The following is an 18,423-nucleotide window of genomic DNA, read 5'->3' on the forward strand; positions in this document are numbered from 1 at the left end:
AGTTTCGCTTGATGAAGTTACAGGTTTTTATAAACTTCATCATCATTGCGTTTACCCACCCGAAAAACATCAACTAATTTATTATCGTCATCAATGGTGTACAAAATTCTGTACTCGCCTTGATCAATACGATAACCCCCTTGATAACCTTTTAAAGCTGCATAGTCTTGAGGACGAGGATTACCCTGGAGTGAGAGAATTTTCGATACAACTTGTTTATACTGTTTTGCTTGTAAGTCTAATAAGTCTTTTTCTGCTGTTTTCGCAATTCTCAAAGTATAACGTTCACTCATTGGGACATTTGGCTATGATTTCTTCTATGGTGGTAAATCCTTCGTTTTCTTCAATTGCACGGCGCAATTTAGCAGAATCAATAGCATCTTCTATTGCTTCTAGTAGTTTTAAATCCTCAATGCTAATTATTGCTACCGCAGGTTTACCATGACGCTGAATTAATATTCTTTCCCCGCGATATTCAGCACGGTTCATAATATCGGGAAAGTTAGCACGCGCTTCACTTGCACTGATGACAGACATAGTGCCTCACAAAGTTGATAGGGTTAGATCAAATTATATATTTTTTGTCTATTTTACGCAAATTGTACAAAATTTAAATTTTTAGATATTGCATTTTGATGGGTGAGTGTCTGTTGCTTTTGTTTCGTGCGATCGCATTTCGCTATCTTGAAGAGTAGGCGCAAAGGAGCAAAGATACAAAGAAGAAGAGAAAAGAAGGGCGATCGCGTTAAAAGCGTTAAAAATGCTACAACAAAAAGGTAACGGAAGCACTGAAAGAACTAAAGAAGATCGAAGCAGACGAACAGGAGAAACCAAAAGAATGAAATATACAATCATTATTCAATGGTCTGAAGAAGATCAATGTTATGTAGTTTTATTGCCTGATTTTACTAATGTAATGCAGCCTTGTACTCATGGGGAAACTTACGAAGAAGCTTTAAAAAATGGTCAGGAAGTGTTAGAAATGCTGATTGAGTCATGTTTAGCAGATGGTGAACCGCTTCCCGAACCGCAAGTTTTAGGAAAGTCTTTGAAAGTGGCGTAATTTTTACATTGATGTAGGTTGGGTTGCGCTTCAAGGATTTTCTAAGTATATACTTAGATTGTTCTGATCAAATTGAATCTAAACCTTCCTGTAAAAATTATTGCAATTTCTATAAAAATCCTACACGCATCATGAACTAAATATGGTATAATTAGAGACTGAAAATTTGTCTTTAAAGTTTTGGAGTTTAGAGATGTCAAGCGATCGCCTGAGCCACGTTGAAAAAATGCTGACCCGTTATCGTCAACAGCTTTCAGATAAAGAATTGACTTTAACAACGACTCCCCGTGAAGACAAGGAGAGAATTAAGTTGCAGATCGCCGACTTGAAATCAGATATGCAGCCATACGAGCGAGAATACTGGGAACTTATATCACAGCAATCAGAATCTATTGAAATTTCAGAACAAGAAGCACAGGTTGTAGTTGCAGAAATTGTGAACCAAGTTGGTAAAATTGAGGTAGGCGCATCTACTTATCCCGATGCAGTTCTTAATCTTTTGATAGAAATTAGAGATAAACTGAATCAACCAGGTAAATCAGCAGCAGCAAAACTCAAAGGAGTAATTTCTTCAATCCCCCCTTTTGTAGGAATTTCTTACGAAGCGGAACTAGATACAGAAGAATTCTTGCGTAAAAATTTCCCGACTTTTATTAAACTCATTCCAGGAATAAAAAAAAAATAACTTCCTTAACTTTTCCTGAGCAAGAATTTAGTAAGCTAAGTAGTCTTTCTAGTCCAAATATAGAATTAACAAATGGATTCAAAGAGTTTCTTGACGACACTGGAATAAAGTTTGCACATCGAGGTCGTGAATGTATTTCTCTAAATGATTTATTTGTCTTCCCCACATTAAAAGTCATAAACGAATCGTTAGAAAAATTACCATCTAGTTTTTCCTCTGAAAAATTATTAAAAGATGATAGCCATATCCTTATTTTAGGAGATGAGCAGTCAGGCAAAACTACTCTTGGCAAAAAAATATTCCAAGATGCTCTTTCTGCTGGATTTTTACCGTTATTTCTTGATGGAGCAAATATAAAAAGTTCTAGTATCAAGGAACAAATTCCAAAGCTAGTTTCGTCCACATATAAATCTCTATCTCCGGAAGAATTCCTTCAAAGAGATAATCTTGTATGTATTGTAGATGATATATCAGCAAGCACAATTAATAAGAAAGGAAAAAGTAAACTCATAACAAATCTTGATTCGATTTTTTCTCGTACTATTCTAATTACAGTTGATTCCTTTAGATTTATTTTGCCGGATTTTCCGGAGCTTGATGATTATAAGAAGTTGGAAATTCTCCCTTTCGGTAATGTTCATCGTGCTAAATTAATTGAGAAATGGGTCGCATTAGAGTTAACTGAAGAAACAGACGATCAGCAGATTTGGGCAAAGACAGATGAATTAAGGCTTCATGTGGACTCCTTGGTACGCAAAAATGTTGTTCCAGCAAAACCATTCCACATCTTGATGCTTCTTCAGTCTTTCGAGCTAATGACCACACAAAGACTGGAACTAACTGCTTACGGTCACTGTTATCAGTATTTAATATATCAACACCTAGAGCGTGTTCATGTAAAACAATCTGATATTGAAAGATACCTTAATGTTTTATCAGAACTTGGAGGGGCAATTTTAGAATCTCCCTCCGAAAGTCTTGATGATTCAGGCTTAGAGGCATTTTTTAAAGAATACTCAAAGAAATTTCTTCCAGTTGATCAAGAAAAAATAATTACTGATTTGGTCAATTCACGTATTCTGCAAAGATCAGAGAGTGGTATCAAGTTTCGTGATCGTTATCTATTTTACTTCTTTGCAGCAAAAAAATTGGCAGACTTTCTTCACCGAGGAGAGGAAGCTAAAAATAAAATCAAACATCTAGTAAATACAATTCATCTTGAGAAGGCATCCAACATAGTTCTGTTTCTTACGCACCATTCCAAAGATCCGTGGATTCTTGACGAGATTTTACTTTCTGTCATGGATATTTTTTCTGATGAACTAGAAGTAACATTAGAAGCAGGTTCTCTATCTTTTTTGCAAGATTTTGTTAAAGAAATACCTGACCTTGTTTTAGAGAATCGTGATGCAAAACAAGAACGATTAAAAAGTGATAAGCAGAAAGATATTATTGATCAACATGAAGATGATAATAGTCCTATATATAATGATGAAGATTTAGAAAACTTCATGGTGAAGGTGAACAAAGTATTCCGAGCAATTGAAGTATGTGGACAGATTTTAAGGAATAGACTTGGCTCACTAGACCGAAACTCTCTAGAATCAATTTATGAAGAATCACTTTCTGTTTCACTAAGATTTCTTAGTGTCTTTCTAAGATTTTCGGAATGTGTACGAGAAGAGTCAATCAGAAAAATTAAAAAAATATCAGAACAAAATCCAAATCTTCCCAATTCAAAAATTATTCAGGAAGTAGAATCTTTTTATTTAGGGATTAATTATATGGTTATTTTAGCAATGCTTTACAAAATTTCTTTTTCTCTAGGCTCTGGACAGGGACGGGAGATTTATCTTCAAGTAACTGAAAGCAAAGATAAGCCTTCATTACGATTGATTCAACAAATCATTGAATTACAGTTTGAGAAAAGATTAGATTTTAACAAAATTGAGAAACTGCACTCTGAGTTCTCCAAAAATCCAGTTTGTGATCGCTTTTTGAAACACATTATTTTGCGCCACTTGTATATGCACGACATAGGATATAGGGAACGTCAAAAAATAGCGAATATGCTTAGTATTCCAATTCAGACGCTGCGTTCAATTTGTATTTCATCCATAATAGCTCAAGATTAGTGTGATTTTTACTTTTCATCTAAATTAACCATACATCGAAAATTAAAATCTCTGTAGAAACTTTCTATATAACGTCTCTACTAATTAATCGAAAAGTCTGTAAACAACAAAATCAAACAAATAATGCGCCATTTCCAACTTAGAACAAGCCGGAATTTCTACTTCTCTTCCTAACCTATCTAAAAACACCGCTTGATTATTATCACTTCCAAAACCACTATCAACTTGATCAATAGGATTCGCTACAATTGCATCTAATTTCTTCCTCTGCAATTTCTCTTTCGCAGGTGTGATAATGTCCCCTGTTTGTGCTGCAAAACCTATTAATAATTGATGGGGTTGTTTGCGGTTTCCTAATTCAGCGACAATATCCGGTACTGGTGCAAGAGGTAAGTTTTCGGGGAGCGATCGCTTGGGTAATTTTTCGGTACTATATTCTTTAGGCTTTACGTCTGCAACTGCGGCAGACATAACAATGATATCTGCATTGGCTAAATGCTCTAACATGACCTGCTGCATTTGGTCTGCACTCACAACTGCAATTGCTTCCACTCCCAAAGGTACATCCCAACTGGCTGGACAATGGACTAATATTACTTTTGCGCCTCTGTGCAGTGCTGCCTGTGCTAACGCTAAACCCATTTTCCCTGTGGAAGGATTACCAATAAATCGCACCGGATCTAAATATTCTCGCGTTCCTCCCGCACTGATTAAAACCTGCTTTCCAGCTAAATCTCGTTTCCCTTGGGTATGTAATAAAGATTGAATATAAACAAATATTTCTGCGGGTTCTGCCATTCTACCAGCACCGATGCGATCGCACGCCAGCAATCCAGAACCAGTTTCGATACCATAAAATCTTGTATCTGTCAATAATTGCCGCCAATTTCTTTGTACTGCTACCTGTTCCCACATATCCGTATTCATCGCAGGTGCTAACAACACCGGACAAGTAGAAGCGAGAACGGTATTTGTCAGTAAATTATCCGCCATTCCATAAGCTAATTTTGCCAAAGTATTAGCAGTTAAAGGCGCAATCACAATTAAATCAGCCCATTCACCCAATTCAATATGCAATGGGCGAGAATAAATCGGTTGCCAAAAATCACCATCAGTATAAGCGCGATGACGGGATAAAGTGGCTAAAGTTAAAGGTGTAATAAATTCTTGAGCAGATTTAGTGAGGATAACCCGCACTTCTACCCCAGATTTAAACAAAGTGGAAACTAATTCACAGACTTTATAGGCGGCGATACCGCCGCCTACAGCAATCAAAACCCGTTTAGATTTAGGATTTGCAGATAATGGCATTTTGGGTCTAAATTTCAATGATCTTTGATTTTAGCCCGTCACACCCAATCTAAAATCTAAAATCTTTAGGCTTCGTCGTAGGGTTCTAAATCTAAAAGGTGGATGTACGGCTCAACCAACTCTGGACGCTGAAACGCGATTGCTCGCAGTAGATGCCAATCATTTAAACCCTCAAAAGCATTACTATAATTATCTAATTCCAGACGGTTAGCCAAATCTTTTACTTCTGTTGCTGTCATGGCAGCAATTTCTTTCATGGAAATGCTTAGAGTTGTCATAATGCTTGCCCCTCCCTTTTGCAGCATTCGCATTCAGCTTTAGGTGGAGCTGCGTTAAAATCTTCCACCCAATCTATATTACTAATTAGTGGCCATTTAATTTGTAAAAATTTAGCTGATTTCTACCCTAATTTGTAAAAAATTTGTAACTTAAGTTTAATTTGCAAAATGATTGTGACAGAAAGAAAGCTGCAAAGCTTATGCAGTAAGTCTTTGACAATTAAAAATCAAAAATTCTCAATCCAAAATCCCAAATTAAATGAGTCTAAGCAATCGTCTTAATAACAAAATTTCTCAGCACCTCTAACATTTGCAAATTAATTTCATGCCCCATGTCAAATTCATGATAATCTACAGCGACTCCCAGGGATTGTGCTACTTCTGTTGCTTTAATAGCAGCCTGTAATGGTACAACTTGGTCTTGTCTTCCATGCATAATTAATGTGGGTGGAAAATTGCTTTGATGAAGATTTTGTATGCTGGGATGTAAATATCCACTCATCACTACTAAACCAGCGAGGGGCAAAGTTAATCCTACATCCAAAGTCATGGCACCACCTTGAGAAAAGCCGCTCAAAATAGTGCGGGATAACGGCACACCTGTATTACTCTCTAAAGACAGTAACCAATCTATTAACAATTGTCGGCTTTCAGTCAATCCTTCATACATATTTCCATCCCGCAAGTCATACCAGGCTCTACCCGCAGGAGAATAAGGGTATGGATAAGGTGCATTGGGAAGTAAGAATTCATAATCAGGTAAGTTGACATAAGGTATTAAAGCTTCAACATCCTGGGCATTTGCACCCCAACCGTGTAATGTGACAATTAAAGCGTTGGGTGTTTGCTGTGTTTTGGACGAAAGTTTGATGAAATCTAATGTTTGGGTCATAAATTAGGGAATGGGGAATGGGGAATGGGGAAAAATAACAACTGATAACTCTTAATTCCCCTGTAAGGGAGCATTTAAGGTTTTTTCAATGCGATCGCGAGTTTCTAGTAAATGCGCTTTTGTATATTCGTCATCAGAATTCATGCGTCGGAGTTCGCCATTTAATTGTTTGAGCTTATACCAGGCTAATGTACGAGCATCTTCTGGTACATCTACTTTTCGTAATACCATTGCACTCAAAAAGTTCACATATTGCCGTTGTAAACCCCTCCGCAAACTAGAAATTTTTAATTTTCCTTTTGGTTGTAAAACTTCTGTCCAAATTCCAGTTTGTAGAGTCCCAAATAACTCAGGTAAACTTAGTGCTGCTCCTTTTTGGCTTTTGAGTTCAATATCCTTCATTCGCGAGAGGCGATCGCCTGAAAGTAAATCACTCAATACCGTACTTTGGACAAACAATACTAAATCATGAACTGGGTAATCTAAACGTCCCCTTGTAGGACTGCTACCCCAATGTAGCCAACGTTCTGGGGCTAATTTATTGATTAATTCTGGCGAAAACTTCAGCGCATCCTCAGCAAAAACATATTTTTGCAATGTCGCTAATGCTTGTCTTTGTTGTTCCACAGGTACAGCTACAAATGGTAATCTGCCTTGATTTTCACCAGGATGAACACGGTAAAAAGATTGCCCACCAATGTATTTAGTAGTGTAATATAACTGCTGTAAATAATTACCAAATATGGTGTCAAATCGTTCCCTTAAATCACTGTAACTTTCCCCAGAAATTGGATAACCTTGATTTAAACGTTCCCACATAATTAGGGAATTATCCAATTGCCATTGTGAATAAATTAGAACATTACTGCTATTATCCCAAGGAGCAGATGTCGGATCAATACTAGATGTATCCTCATCTGGAGAATAACTCAACTCTGGTTTTTCTGATTGTTTAGCAATTTCTTCTAAAAATGGTTTTTCTGCCATGGAACTTTTCGCTCCAAAAGCAGTGTAACCATACTGTATTGCCCATATATCATAAATTCCCACCTGATTGGGAAAATAATCTCCTTGGGATTTACCACGCGGAGCGATATTGGGAGAAATATAATCCATCACTGAAGATGTCAAACCTTTAGTGCGAGTAATTTCAGGATTATTCATTTCCTCTGGTGCTAACAAGGTACTACCACGAAAATTGTGTCGTAATCCTAAAGTATGACCAACTTCATGAGCAATAATTAAACGTAAATATTGATGGATATAATCCTTTAATTGGTCTTTATTGGGAGTAGTATTTGCTAGTAATGACATTGCCAATGAACCAAAGGCAAACTGATTAGCTGCTTCTATGCCATAGCATAAATCATACTCTCCAGCCAGTTTGGATAAATTGCCAATTAATCCTTTAGTTTTTCTATCTCCTGGACTACAAAGTGGGCGATTTTCCATCAACGCTGACAAAGTAGTAGGAGTTGTTGTTGGAGAGGGTAAAACAATTTGCCGATAATTATTTTTTAAGGCTCTGATAAAACTCGCATCTACCAAAATATCTGCATCCAAAATTTCACCAGTCAAGGGATTAACACGGGATGGGCCAAGAGCAAAATATCCATCTACTGTATTAATCCAGCGAATAGTATTGTAACGAATATCCGCAGCATCCCATGTAGCATTATCGGGCATTTGTCGGACTTCAATTGCATCTTTGAATCCCGCTTTCAAAAAAGCTTGATTCCACATTAATACCCCTTCTTTAATAGCATCACGATATTCAAAAGGGACGGCATTATCAATCCAAAAAACAATTGGTTTTTTCGGTGGAGAAATTTCGGCTTTAGGATCTTGTTTTTCTAAGTTCCAGCGATTGATGTAACGCACAAAAGGATCGTTATTATCATCTGTAGATAAATCTTGATAAGCAGTGAGAAAATATCCTATCCTATCATCAGCTAATCGTGGTTGATAATTATTATTTGGCAGTTGGGAAAGGCTATAGTGAAGCCGCAAAGTAAAACCACGACTATCAGCTAGTACACCAGAATTTTGCTCTTGCTCTTTGCTACTACCAGTAAAATTGAAAATTGACTCAATTTCTACATTGTTGGGAAAAACTTTAGCATTACCAAAATAGCTTTTGTCTGGACTAGCCGCTAATTCTAAACTTGCAGATAATCCAGCTAAGTCCGTCAGCAGTAAATCCTCTAAATCAATGAGGATGCTTTTTCGTTGAGGATGAATGCTTTTAATAGGAAGATTGTACAATACAGAGTCGCTAAAAGACCGGGAGAGCGATCGCACTTGAGGATCTTCTGTACGGGTGCGAAAATTAACATTACGAACGACAAACTGCAAGCTATTATCTACTCGTTGGAAATAAAACAGAAAATCTTGCAATGGCATCCCACTATAAATTCCTCCTTCACCAATGCCAGATTCTAACGTGGCTGTAGCTAAGAAGTTTTTTTGCAGTTGCGCTGGGTTAATTTCTAAATATATTTTATTTTTGTCTTTTTGGCGATAAAGAGTAAATATCCCCTCTAATTTTTGATAGTCTTTAACAACTTCATCAAATGCTTCCAACTCATCTTCTTTGCCAGGTTTAACACTATTGCTCGGCTTTTTGGTAGGCTTTTTGGTAGTTTGAGCAATTTCTAGAAATGGCTGCTGTCTGGCTTTTTTTGGGTCATGTACTACCCACATAAAAGCTTGTTTTTGGACTTGTTTATTCTGATTAAGTACCCATATTTTTGATGCTGGTAAAGTTAGTTGAGGCGAAGTTACCATCTTTTTCTCTGCTTCTGTCTCTAATGACTGAGCGCCAGCAGTTCCTATCCCTAAAAACAAACTGTGTAACAAAACGATATAAAATGTTAATTTGTTCATCATGTTTTCTGCGAGATACACCATCTTCAGCAAGGCAAAGTAGAGAAGGATAGTAGGTTTAATTTAATAGCTAAAAAAAATAAATACCTGGAATCTGCTAGTATACGCCTGTATAAGTTAAATTTGCAAACTCAATGTTTAATTAATTATGGATCTACCGTACTTGTGATGCTAAATCACCAGTGTGAAAGAGGGAACTATTGACGAGTAAAAAGGCAATATTTTGCACTATTGTTCAAAATTTTGCCTTATTTGTGACACTCAGCTTATTTTTGTTAAGATTCTCTTAATACATACCCGACACCGCGCACCGTTTGAATTAATCGCTTTTGTCCTTCTTCTTCAATTTTCAGACGTAAGTATCGAATATATACTTCAATCACATTTGACTCACCCATAAAATCGTAACCCCAAACATTTTCTAAAATTTGTTCGCGGGTTAATACTTCACGGGGATGTTCCATAAAAAACTTTAATAATTCAAATTCCTTCATTGTCAATTCGATGGTTCTGCTGTTGTAGATGACGCGACGGGTTCCGATATCTAAAACCAAATCCCCAAAGCGTAGCTGTTCTGTGGTATCAACATCAGGTTTGAGATACAAACGAACCAACTTCAAAAAATCTTCCGAGCGATAGGGTTTGAGAATGTAATCGTCAGCACCAGCTTCCAGACAAGCTACACGATCATCAACTGTATCTCTAGCCATCAAAATTAATACAGGAGAACAGTTGCCGATAGTACGGAGATTTCTGCACAACGAGAGTCCTGATTCTCCAGTCAGCATCCGGTCTATAACTATTAAAGCAGGTTGGTGATGACTATGACCACCTCCGGCATCGCGGCATTGTTGTAAACCACTGACTGCATCATGAGCCACAATCGCATCATAGCCAGCTTCTTCCAAATCAAAAGCCAGTTGATTAGCTAGACTATCATCGGGTTCAATCACCAGAACACAGGCACTGTGAGGAAGCATCATATCAGTTGGTAGTTGGTAATTGGTAATTGGTAATTGGTAATGGAAACAACAGTATTCCATCAGTTATTAGCTATTGCTTTGTTGCAAAAATTTCAGGCAATACTACTTATTACAAATGGGTATTAACGATGTTTTAGCACGTTCTGGATAAAACATCGACTTTCCCAAGATGCAAATTTAATTACTCATTCCCAATACAATTGCCTAGCTGTCAATTCTGGAAGAAAACCAGTTTTGACTACAATGGATAACTGACCACTTACTACTGACCACTAAGGTAATTCTACTGAATTCGGTTTAGCAATATGTGGCAGACCCCAACCTAATTTTTCCCTTAAAATGCGGAAAAACTCTGGTGATTGTAAGCGAATGAAGCGAGCATTATATGGCGATCGCTCCAAATATACCCGATCTTCCGGCATAATATAGCATCCACCATTTCCATCTACCACCATCACTAACCGGGGTATATTCACTGGATAGATGTTCACCGGTTCATTATCGGGAAACACCAAAGCCCTAGAAGCTAGGGAATGGGGACAAATTGGTACTAACTGCAATACGTGTACACCAGGAGTAATTACAGGACCACCGGCACTTAATGAATAAGCAGTTGAACCCGTTGGAGTAGAAACAATTACACCATCGGCTGCAATATCCACTGCTGCATGATGACCAATTGCAATCTCAAAATGACACATCGAGGTTAACGGTTCTCGATGCAGCACCATTTCATTTAAACACAGAGCTTCCCATAATACTGCCTCTTCCCGTAGAACTTTGACGGTGAGCATGACTCGTTCTTCGATTTCATACTTACCTGCCATTACTTGTTCAATGGCTTGGGGCAGTTGGTTAAGATAAGTTTCTGTCAAAAATCCCATGTGACCAGTATTCACCGTCAACAAAGGGATACCACAGGGTGCCACTTGACGAGACGCTGCTAAAACAGTACCGTCTCCTCCTAACACCACCGCAAACTCCATGTCTGAGTCAAAACCAGGGGGTTTTAGACCTGTAATCGGAGTGTGGCATACAGCACTATCAGGATGGGAATAACCGAGTATACCACCCATACTAGTTGTCACACACACATCCCAACCAGCTGCGGTTAGCTGATCTTTCAGTTCGATAGCGACACGACCCGCTACCGGCTTAATGTCGTTGTAGATAATGCCTGCTTTCGGCACACTTAAATATCCAATTTTAGGCGATGCTTAATCTTTATAAGAAAATAGGCTAAAACCCCCGGAATTAAACCCTAAAAAACCAAAAAATTTTTGGTGTTTAATGTCTTTTAAGCCGGCGATGAAAGCCATTTGAGGGCTTTAGACCTCAGAGATTTTATGGTATCATACATTCACTCTCTGAATACGGTGCAAAACCCAACAACTAGAGTTGACAATCCCCTATCTAAAGAAACGGGGTTTGTTAAGTAGCCCAACAGCGGACTCTTAAAGGCGTATTTAATGCGCTGCAATTAATTCCATATTAATCAATAATTTTATTGGCTATTAACTTTTGAAGACTGTTTAAAAGGGGTTTTTTTATCTTTTTGCTTTTTATTCTTAGTCTTTTCATAGTCTAACTCTTTCAGCTTTTTCATAATCCGGCTGAAATACTCTTGCAAGTATGTTTCTACAGTAGCTGTTTGTTGTTTGTCTAAACCAAATATTGTATATACTTCATCCATTGGAGCATTTAAGGGTCTACCACTGGCTAAAACTTCCGTAAAAGCTAGTCTGTCAGCAACATTCCATCCCCATTGAAAAAACCGCAGCAAACCCTGTACACTACGCAGTAAGCCAATGGGCATCCGTGTGACTCTGGCATCTTTCCCAGACAAGCGTTCACAAATGTTAATTATTTCCTCTGCACTCCAAGCGCGAGTACCAACTACAGGGAAAGCTTGATTTTGAGTTTCTGGCACACTCAACGCGCGAATAGCAAATTTAGCAATATCCTGAGTATCCATATAAGCTACAGGTGATGAAGCACCTGTTACCCACACCGGTTGATTTTCCAAAATGGGTATGCCATATTGACCAATTAACCCTTGCATAAACCCAGCTAAACGTAAAATTGTATATTTTAAGCCAGATTCCGCTAGGAATAATTCTGTACACCGCTTAATTTCCATCAGCGGGACGTTGGGATATTTATCAGCATCCAGAATTGAAAAGAAGATAAAACGCTCCACACCAGCCGCTTTTGCTGCTTGAATTAATGCTACCTTACCTTCCCAATCTACCTGTTTAATAGTTAATGAATCTGTGGCGCGAGATGTAGAAGCATCTATTACTTGAGTTACACCTGCTAATGCTGCTTCTAGGGTTTGGGGTGTACACAAGTCTCCTCTGACCAGTTCTGCTCCCCATTCTTTGAGAAATGAAGCTTTTTTCGGACTCCGAACTAAACAGCGTACCTTATATCCCTCATCGATAGCACGACGAGCCACTTGTCTTCCTAAGGTGCCAGTGGCACCGACAATTAATAATGTCATGAGGGTCGTTATAAATTTTAATGTTTTATGAAAAGAATCTTAACAGAATTAGCTGTAGAAATAAAACTTTACATTTTTTTCAGGAAACAGGGAGCAGGGAACAGGGAAAGAATTTTCTCTCCTGCTCCCCTGCTCCCTTGCCCCTCTGCTTATTCTTCTGCGCCTTGAATTTTCAGTAACAAAGCACCAATGCCCCAGCCTACGAAGATTAAGCCGAAAGACAACATAGCTGCATTTAAGATTTCGCCGCCCATTTGCTGTGATTCTCCTTTGTGAATTGTTTATTTATGTTTCCTGTTTCATGAGAGGGGTAAATTAGAGTTGATGTTCCAAATCTTATTTTTGCCTCTGATAAATCAGGTAAACTAGGTCTGTTAGTGCTATTGACTTAGACCTTTGTGAATAATTGTGACGTACTCTACACACTCCCCTTTCAGGGTGAGTGCGAGCTTCTCAGCGACTCCTCTTTGAAGACATTAACTGAGCTTTAAGATCGTGCGCCCCACGATTCTTTGGTTGTATGGAAACAGTTATTTTCTATGTAAATAGGCTGCTTTTCAGCATTTAATTGGACTACACCTATTCGCTCAAATTTTATCATAAATCAGAAGAATAAGATTTGTTTATCTCCTCCATGCTCCCTTCTCTCGTGTTACGCACATTAATCAGGGAACTGTCGTCAATTCACAAGTCTACAGCACGCTACTACGCTACGTATTCATTTCATCACTTCCCTATCGGCTAGGTGAGAGGCTTCTACTTTTTAAGCTAAACTGCTTTAGCAGAGGTGGATTAATTAACGAAAAGCAATTTTATCATCGGCTCATGACTCATACTAATCAACGTCCACGTTTAGCAGTAACATTGGGAGATCCTGCTGGAATCGGTCCAGAGGTAATTTTGAAGGCTTTGGCAGATTCGGAAGTTAGTCAAAACTGTGATGTGATTGTAGTGGGTTGTCGGAATTTACTCACTAATGAGTATAAAAACTTAATTAATAATACGAATAATTCCCTAGATTTGGTCAATCCAGATGAGTTGACTGTGATTGATGTGCCAAACTCTGGTGAAATTATGACTGGGGTTGGTAATGCGGTTAGTGGTGCGGCTAGTTTTGCTTATATGGAATGTGCCATAGGGCAAACTTTGGTTGGTGATTTTGATGGTATTGTTACAGCACCTATCGCTAAATCTGCTTGGAAAGCGGCTGGATACTATTACCCAGGACAAACGGAACTATTAGCCGAAAAAGCAGGTGTGGAGCGTTTTGGAATGTTATTTGTAGCGCGATCGCCCTTCACTGGCTGGACTCTCCGCGCTCTACTTGCTACCACACATATTCCTTTATGTCAAGTATCTCAAGCCTTAACGCCGCAATTATTAACCAAGAAATTAGATTTATTAGAAGAATGTTTACAAAGAGATTTTGGGATTAAAAATGGGAGAATTGCGATCGCAGGTTTAAATCCCCACAGTGGAGAAATGGGGCAATTAGGACGAGAAGAAATAGATTGGCTAATTCCCTGGTTACAGGAGGAACGCCAAAAACGTCCCCATTTACAACTAGAAGGACCCACCCCACCAGATACAATGTGGGTTAAACCTGGTCAAGCTTGGTATGGTAATTCTTCAGTTAAAAACCCTGCTGATGCTTACTTGGCACTTTACCACGACCAAGGCTTAATTCCCGTCAAGTTGATGGCCTTTGACCGGGCTGTAAATACTACCATTGGTTTACCATTTGTGCGAACTTCACCCGACCACGGAACCGCATTTGATATTGCGGGAAAAGGTATTGCTGACGCAACGAGTATGAAAGCAGCGATAAAGTTAGCCGTGGAGTTGGTGAAGCAGCGTTATCGGAGTCGAGATGATGCCTAAAAGTACAAGTTATCATGCAAAACTAATTCAAGACTTACAGAATCCATTGGAAGCGGCTGCTTATATTGAAGTTGTAATAGAAGAAGGCGACCCTAAAATGTTAAATAAGGCGCTCAAAAATGTAATTGAGGCGCAAGGGGGAATGGGTAAATTATCAGTACCAGTACAACAATGTTATGAGAAACTAGCCCAGAAATTATCTGAGCAAGGAGAAATTGAATTTTACTGTTTAACTACCTTATTAGATGCGTTGGGATTGCAGTTAGCAGTAACCATTAAGTCAGCTTGAGTTGTATATTCCTCTATTCCCTATTCCCTATTATTAATTTCACAATTACAGGAAAATGATCAGAAGGCCAAACACCTTCCCACTGTTGACGGTCAATAATTACTTGTTCGATTTGGAAACGGCGATCGCAATATATCGTATCTATAGCATCCCAAGCTTCACCTGTAAACTCATGAAAGGTTTTCTGTTGTTCTAAAGAAAGAGTTGCTAAAGCGTCTTGCATTTTGTGATTATCAGCTAAAATCATCCGTGCTAAGGTATTGGGATTAGCGTTAAAATCTCCTGTTAGCAGTAGGTGGTGTTCTGATGGAAATTCCATTAAACATAGACTAATTAAAGCTGCACCTAACTCTCTAGCTTTAGGATTTTCGTGGTCTAAATGAGTATTGACAACAGTGATGGGAAAACCTAGATTACCAACTGTAAAATTAGCCCAAGTTGCCATGCGTGGTAAGCGAGTGTCCCAAGTAATGCTACCAGGAATTTCTGGAGTATCGCTGAGATAAAAATCTTTGGTTTGCTGAAGTTCTAACCGTTGGGGATTGTAAAAAACTGCACAGTGTTCACCTTCTCCTGTCCCAGTGCGATCGCCCCCAATAAATTTATATTCTGGTAAAAGTGCTTGTAAATCACTAAGTTGATGGGCTTTACCTTCCTGTGTACCAATTAAATCAGGTTGATAGTGTTGAATGGCCGATGCGATCGCACCTATACGCTTTTCCCACTGATGCACCCCCAAATCTGGTTTGTCGTAGCGGAGGTTAAAACTCATGACAGTAATTTTCATTAATTTCTTTAATTTAATCAATATTAAAAAGAATATATTTTGAGCCTACATTTTATAGTTATGGAATAACTTAATTAGCCAGACTTAAACAAAAATTCAAAATTCAAAATTTAAAATTGCCATGAGGCTTGAGTAGACACAAATTCCCTGACAGACTTTAGCCGCAAAAATCGACAATAACACGAATTATCTAAGCAAGCCTCAATTCAATGATGTTTTCATGAACTGCTCTTAATATCAAGAGTTTAAACTTTACTACCTTCTGGTGGTTCAAACTTGTAGCCATAACCCCGTACTGTTTTGATAAATTCTGGTGTACTAGAGTCAACTTCCATTTTTTTACGCAGTTGACCAATATGCACATCTACAACTCGTCCATCTCCTACATAATCACAGCCCCAAATTTTTTGGATGAGTTGCGGACGACTCCAAGCTTGACCAGGATGACTGGCTAAAAAATGTAAGATATTAAACTCTAAAGCAGTTAAGGCTAAGGGTTTATCGTTTAATGTCACTTCTCTACCTTCTGGGTTAATTGCCAGTTGTTTAAAAACAAGGCGTTGTGATTGACTAGGATGGATGTAACGAATCCGTCTTAAAAGTGCTTCTACTCTAACTTCTACTTCTGCCAAGCTAAATGGTTTAGTCATGAAGTCATCTGCACCTGCTGCCAAAACGCTAATTTTATCAGCTTCATCATTCCGGCTAGTAAGTATCAAAACCAAAACATTTGTACGACTTTGCATTTCTTGACAGAGTTTATAGCCATTAGCATCTGGTAAATTCCAATCCAGAATTACCAAAGCTGGATTGAATTGTTCAAATAATGCCATAGCACTCTTACCATCTGCGGCCGATTCTATGCGATATTTTCGACTGAGAAACCGATAGACGAGATTTCTGACACTGAAATCGTCATCGACAATCATAATCTTAGGGGTATTCGTGGGAAGCGTATCCATAATGCAATGCAGTCTGTTGATTAATTTGGTGATTTTTTGTAGCGATAGATGTGTTTAGGTGTTCTTTCTGAAGAGTATATTTGCTCCTACTATAAGCTAAGTATGAAAAATTTTGTAATCTTCGTAAACACTTAATTTTTTCGGAAATTTATGCAAACTTCATAATAAAGCTTCTAAAATGCATCGGTAACGTATGATTTTGGTATTTTTTTAAAAATTTTTGGTATAAATTTACAATATCTTGAAAAATAAGCGCATCAGTGATGCTAAGTGAATTAGGTATTCAGGCAAAAAAATAAACAAATGTATCATATACATATATATAAGTCTTGATATTCCTGCAAGCATAGGTGGTATAGTTCTGTATGCACCTTGAGGAATAATGGCATTTTCATATTATTTAGATTTTTAGATTAATTCTAATTTTCTCAAATCCCAAAGGATTTTTTATCATTTGAAATATATCTCAAGAGAGATTTTGCCAGGCTTATAACTAAAGAAAGATAAAGGTAGTATTGAGATTTTGTTAAGTTTTTGTTAACCTACTCGATATGAAAAGCTATGACTAACAATCTCATGGGTGGTATTATTCCCCAACAGCCACCAATAGAGGCAGAGTCTGATGTTCATGTAGTTAAATCTCGTTTGGAATGGGGAGAACCAGCGTTCACAATTTTGGATGTGCGCGATCGCTCAATCTACAATGAAGGTCATATTATGGGAGCCATGTCTATGCCCATAGATGAACTAATAGACCGTGCAGCAATATCTTTAGAGAAAAGCCGTGATATTTACATTTACGGCACTAATGATGGACAAACTGCTAAAGCCGCTGAAATATTGCGTTCGGCTGGGTTTTACCACGTATCTCAACTCAAAGGTGGACTCGGTGCATGGAAAGCGATTGGTGGGGCAACAGAAGGTATTATTGAATCAAGGACTCCCGCAGGTGCAGATGACTATAATGTTGTCTCTCGCATCAAAAATCATGTAGAAACTCAACAGAAGTAAATGGGGTATTGGGCATTGGGTAGAGGAGAAAATTACCAATTACCAATTACCAATTACCAAATCAATGTTCAAATAAATCTTTGAATTGTAATAAATCCAAAGAAACTAATGTTGGTAGAACTTGAAAGCATTGTTGAGCAAGTTCCCAGCGTCCTTCTCTTTGCAACATTTGGGAAAGCTTTTGTTGCACATTTAGTAAGTAGCGTACATCATTTGCAGCGTAATTTAATTGAGCTTCAGACAAATTAGCAGCATTACCCCAATCAGAACTTTGAGAGCTTTTATCAAGTTCTACTTGCTCTAGTTCCTGTACTACATCTTTCAACCCATGACGATTGGTGTAAGTGCGGGCTAATTTACTGGCAATTTTGGTGCAGAAAACAGGTTGAACCTGAATTTCTAGGTGATGACGCAAGGTAGCAACATCAAACCGCGCAAAGTGAAATACTTTGAGGACGTGGGTTGCTTCCAAAAGTTGTTGTAAATTTGGAGCTGCTGTTTGTCCCTGAGCGATGCGGATAGCTGTCACTTTCCCTTCTGGGTTGCACAACTGGACGAGACACAAGCGATCGCGCTGTGGTAATAATCCCATAGTCTCCGTATCCACAGCAATGGCCTCAGATTGTAAATATTCAGAGAGGGAAACAGCATCTAAATCGCGATCGCTAACCTGAAAATCTTGTAATGTCATAAACTACTCAGAAATAATAATTTATAGTGTCTTCAAATCACACTCTCAGACACTAAATTATTATGT

General features: G+C 38.2%; 20 protein-coding genes. 6 read left to right on the top strand and 14 right to left on the bottom strand.

Features of this window, described 5'->3' with window-relative positions; all coding sequences use genetic code 11:
• Positions 1-17: 17 nt before the first annotated feature.
• Both ACLLO5_RS08395 and ACLLO5_RS08400 read right to left on the bottom strand, forming a co-directional pair.
• Positions 18-293, bottom strand: coding sequence for a type II toxin-antitoxin system RelE family toxin (locus ACLLO5_RS08395; RefSeq protein ID WP_413175006.1), 276 nt, complete (start codon positions 291-293; stop codon positions 18-20).
• Positions 286-537 (bottom strand): type II toxin-antitoxin system Phd/YefM family antitoxin, encoded by a 252-nt coding sequence (locus tag ACLLO5_RS08400; protein ID WP_413175007.1) that lies wholly within the window; start codon positions 535-537, stop codon positions 286-288. The genes ACLLO5_RS08395 and ACLLO5_RS08400 overlap by 8 nt, the downstream gene beginning before the upstream one ends.
• A 301-nt stretch (positions 538-838) precedes the next feature.
• Here ACLLO5_RS08400 and ACLLO5_RS08405 point away from each other — a divergent pair, with 301 nt between their 5' ends.
• Both ACLLO5_RS08405 and ACLLO5_RS08410 read left to right on the top strand, forming a co-directional pair.
• The gene (locus tag ACLLO5_RS08405) at positions 839-1,063 is read left to right on the top strand and encodes a type II toxin-antitoxin system HicB family antitoxin (RefSeq protein ID WP_413175008.1); all 225 of its coding nucleotides are present in this window, start codon (positions 839-841) and stop codon (positions 1,061-1,063) included.
• A 193-nt stretch (positions 1,064-1,256) separates the two neighbouring features.
• On the top strand, positions 1,257-1,748 hold the full coding sequence (locus tag ACLLO5_RS08410) for a hypothetical protein (protein WP_413175009.1): 492 nt from the start codon (positions 1,257-1,259) through the stop codon (positions 1,746-1,748).
• Here ACLLO5_RS08410 and ACLLO5_RS08415 read toward each other — a convergent pair.
• Positions 1,723-2,151 carry a hypothetical protein gene (locus tag ACLLO5_RS08415; RefSeq protein WP_413175010.1) on the bottom strand — a complete coding sequence of 143 codons (429 nt, stop codon included), beginning with the start codon at positions 2,149-2,151 and terminating at the stop codon, positions 1,723-1,725. The genes ACLLO5_RS08410 and ACLLO5_RS08415 overlap by 26 nt on opposite strands.
• Before the next feature lie 172 nt (positions 2,152-2,323).
• Between ACLLO5_RS08415 and ACLLO5_RS08420 the strand changes: the two genes are divergently transcribed.
• A complete protein-coding gene (locus ACLLO5_RS08420) occupies positions 2,324-3,883 on the top strand; it encodes a hypothetical protein (RefSeq protein WP_413175011.1) in 1,560 nt (519 codons plus the stop codon).
• Positions 3,884-3,967: 84 nt separating this feature from the next.
• On the opposite strand, the gene coaBC is transcribed toward ACLLO5_RS08420, so the two are convergent.
• From coaBC to ACLLO5_RS08460, 8 genes are all read right to left on the bottom strand, one after another.
• The gene (coaBC, locus tag ACLLO5_RS08425; RefSeq protein WP_413175012.1) at positions 3,968-5,194 is read right to left on the bottom strand and encodes a bifunctional phosphopantothenoylcysteine decarboxylase/phosphopantothenate--cysteine ligase CoaBC; all 1,227 of its coding nucleotides are present in this window, start codon (positions 5,192-5,194) and stop codon (positions 3,968-3,970) included.
• Between the two features lie 65 nt (positions 5,195-5,259).
• The gene (locus ACLLO5_RS08430; protein ID WP_413175013.1) at positions 5,260-5,472 is read right to left on the bottom strand and encodes a DUF2555 domain-containing protein; all 213 of its coding nucleotides are present in this window, start codon (positions 5,470-5,472) and stop codon (positions 5,260-5,262) included.
• A gap of 265 nt (positions 5,473-5,737) precedes the next feature.
• On the bottom strand, positions 5,738-6,364 hold the full coding sequence (locus ACLLO5_RS08435) for an alpha/beta hydrolase (RefSeq protein ID WP_413175014.1): 627 nt from the start codon (positions 6,362-6,364) through the stop codon (positions 5,738-5,740).
• Positions 6,365-6,415: 51 nt separating this feature from the next.
• A complete protein-coding gene (locus tag ACLLO5_RS08440) occupies positions 6,416-9,250 on the bottom strand; it encodes a zinc-dependent metalloprotease (RefSeq protein WP_413176038.1) in 2,835 nt (944 codons plus the stop codon).
• 275 nt (positions 9,251-9,525) lie between these two features.
• Positions 9,526-10,233 (bottom strand): response regulator transcription factor NblR, encoded by a 708-nt coding sequence (gene nblR, locus ACLLO5_RS08445; RefSeq protein WP_413176039.1) that lies wholly within the window; start codon positions 10,231-10,233, stop codon positions 9,526-9,528.
• A gap of 272 nt (positions 10,234-10,505) precedes the next feature.
• The gene (locus ACLLO5_RS08450; RefSeq protein WP_413175015.1) at positions 10,506-11,423 is read right to left on the bottom strand and encodes an NAD(+) kinase; all 918 of its coding nucleotides are present in this window, start codon (positions 11,421-11,423) and stop codon (positions 10,506-10,508) included.
• Between the two features lie 314 nt (positions 11,424-11,737).
• Entirely contained in the window at positions 11,738-12,736 is a 999-nt protein-coding gene (locus ACLLO5_RS08455) for an SDR family oxidoreductase (RefSeq protein ID WP_413175016.1), read from the bottom strand.
• A 149-nt stretch (positions 12,737-12,885) separates the two neighbouring features.
• Positions 12,886-12,990, bottom strand: a complete 105-nt coding sequence (locus ACLLO5_RS08460; protein ID WP_194056196.1) for a PetM family cytochrome b6-f complex subunit 7 — start codon at positions 12,988-12,990, stop codon at positions 12,886-12,888.
• 571 nt (positions 12,991-13,561) lie between these two features.
• Here ACLLO5_RS08460 and pdxA point away from each other — a divergent pair.
• Both pdxA and ACLLO5_RS08470 read left to right on the top strand, forming a co-directional pair.
• Entirely contained in the window at positions 13,562-14,617 is a 1,056-nt protein-coding gene (gene pdxA / locus ACLLO5_RS08465; RefSeq protein ID WP_413175017.1) for a 4-hydroxythreonine-4-phosphate dehydrogenase PdxA, read from the top strand.
• Positions 14,610-14,906: a DNA-binding protein gene (locus ACLLO5_RS08470; RefSeq protein ID WP_413176040.1), complete on the top strand. Its 297-nt coding sequence runs from the start codon at positions 14,610-14,612 to the stop codon at positions 14,904-14,906. Before pdxA ends, ACLLO5_RS08470 begins: the two co-directional genes overlap by 8 nt.
• A 13-nt stretch (positions 14,907-14,919) precedes the next feature.
• On the opposite strand, the gene ACLLO5_RS08475 is transcribed toward ACLLO5_RS08470, so the two are convergent.
• Both ACLLO5_RS08475 and ACLLO5_RS08480 read right to left on the bottom strand, forming a co-directional pair.
• Entirely contained in the window at positions 14,920-15,693 is a 774-nt protein-coding gene (locus tag ACLLO5_RS08475; RefSeq protein ID WP_413175018.1) for an endonuclease/exonuclease/phosphatase family protein, read from the bottom strand.
• Between the two features lie 245 nt (positions 15,694-15,938).
• The gene (locus ACLLO5_RS08480) at positions 15,939-16,655 is read right to left on the bottom strand and encodes a response regulator transcription factor (protein ID WP_413175019.1); all 717 of its coding nucleotides are present in this window, start codon (positions 16,653-16,655) and stop codon (positions 15,939-15,941) included.
• A gap of 561 nt (positions 16,656-17,216) precedes the next feature.
• On the opposite strand from ACLLO5_RS08480, the gene ACLLO5_RS08485 reads away from it, so the two are divergent.
• Complete coding sequence (locus ACLLO5_RS08485; RefSeq protein ID WP_413175020.1) at positions 17,217-17,666, top strand: rhodanese-like domain-containing protein; 450 nt, start codon at positions 17,217-17,219, stop codon at positions 17,664-17,666.
• Positions 17,667-17,727: 61 nt separating this feature from the next.
• On the opposite strand, the gene ACLLO5_RS08490 is transcribed toward ACLLO5_RS08485, so the two are convergent.
• Positions 17,728-18,357, bottom strand: coding sequence for a ribonuclease H-like domain-containing protein (locus ACLLO5_RS08490; RefSeq protein ID WP_413175021.1), 630 nt, complete (start codon positions 18,355-18,357; stop codon positions 17,728-17,730).
• Positions 18,358-18,423: the final 66 nt, after the last annotated feature.

The sequence above is a fragment of the Anabaena azotica SJ-1 genome (genome assembly GCF_047275885.1).
GTDB classification, from domain to species: domain Bacteria; phylum Cyanobacteriota; class Cyanobacteriia; order Cyanobacteriales; family Nostocaceae; genus Trichormus_B; species Trichormus_B azotica_A.

Coding starts and splice junctions, on each gene's coding strand:
- ACLLO5_RS08395 (WP_413175006.1), bottom strand. CDS start 293: ATGAGTGAACGTTATACTTTGAGAATTGCGAAAACAGCAGAAAAAGAC.
- ACLLO5_RS08400 (WP_413175007.1), bottom strand. CDS start 537: ATGTCTGTCATCAGTGCAAGTGAAGCGCGTGCTAACTTTCCCGATATT.
- ACLLO5_RS08405 (WP_413175008.1), top strand. CDS start 839: ATGAAATATACAATCATTATTCAATGGTCTGAAGAAGATCAATGTTAT.
- ACLLO5_RS08410 (WP_413175009.1), top strand. CDS start 1,257: ATGTCAAGCGATCGCCTGAGCCACGTTGAAAAAATGCTGACCCGTTAT.
- coaBC (WP_413175012.1), bottom strand. CDS start 5,194: ATGCCATTATCTGCAAATCCTAAATCTAAACGGGTTTTGATTGCTGTA.
- ACLLO5_RS08430 (WP_413175013.1), bottom strand. CDS start 5,472: ATGACAACTCTAAGCATTTCCATGAAAGAAATTGCTGCCATGACAGCA.
- ACLLO5_RS08435 (WP_413175014.1), bottom strand. CDS start 6,364: ATGACCCAAACATTAGATTTCATCAAACTTTCGTCCAAAACACAGCAA.
- ACLLO5_RS08440 (WP_413176038.1), bottom strand. CDS start 9,250: ATGAACAAATTAACATTTTATATCGTTTTGTTACACAGTTTGTTTTTA.
- nblR (WP_413176039.1), bottom strand. CDS start 10,233: ATGATGCTTCCTCACAGTGCCTGTGTTCTGGTGATTGAACCCGATGAT.
- ACLLO5_RS08455 (WP_413175016.1), bottom strand. CDS start 12,736: ATGACATTATTAATTGTCGGTGCCACTGGCACCTTAGGAAGACAAGTG.
- ACLLO5_RS08460 (WP_194056196.1), bottom strand. CDS start 12,990: ATGGGCGGCGAAATCTTAAATGCAGCTATGTTGTCTTTCGGCTTAATC.
- pdxA (WP_413175017.1), top strand. CDS start 13,562: ATGACTCATACTAATCAACGTCCACGTTTAGCAGTAACATTGGGAGAT.
- ACLLO5_RS08470 (WP_413176040.1), top strand. CDS start 14,610: ATGCCTAAAAGTACAAGTTATCATGCAAAACTAATTCAAGACTTACAG.
- ACLLO5_RS08475 (WP_413175018.1), bottom strand. CDS start 15,693: ATGAAAATTACTGTCATGAGTTTTAACCTCCGCTACGACAAACCAGAT.
- ACLLO5_RS08480 (WP_413175019.1), bottom strand. CDS start 16,655: ATGGATACGCTTCCCACGAATACCCCTAAGATTATGATTGTCGATGAC.
- ACLLO5_RS08485 (WP_413175020.1), top strand. CDS start 17,217: ATGACTAACAATCTCATGGGTGGTATTATTCCCCAACAGCCACCAATA.
- ACLLO5_RS08490 (WP_413175021.1), bottom strand. CDS start 18,357: ATGACATTACAAGATTTTCAGGTTAGCGATCGCGATTTAGATGCTGTT.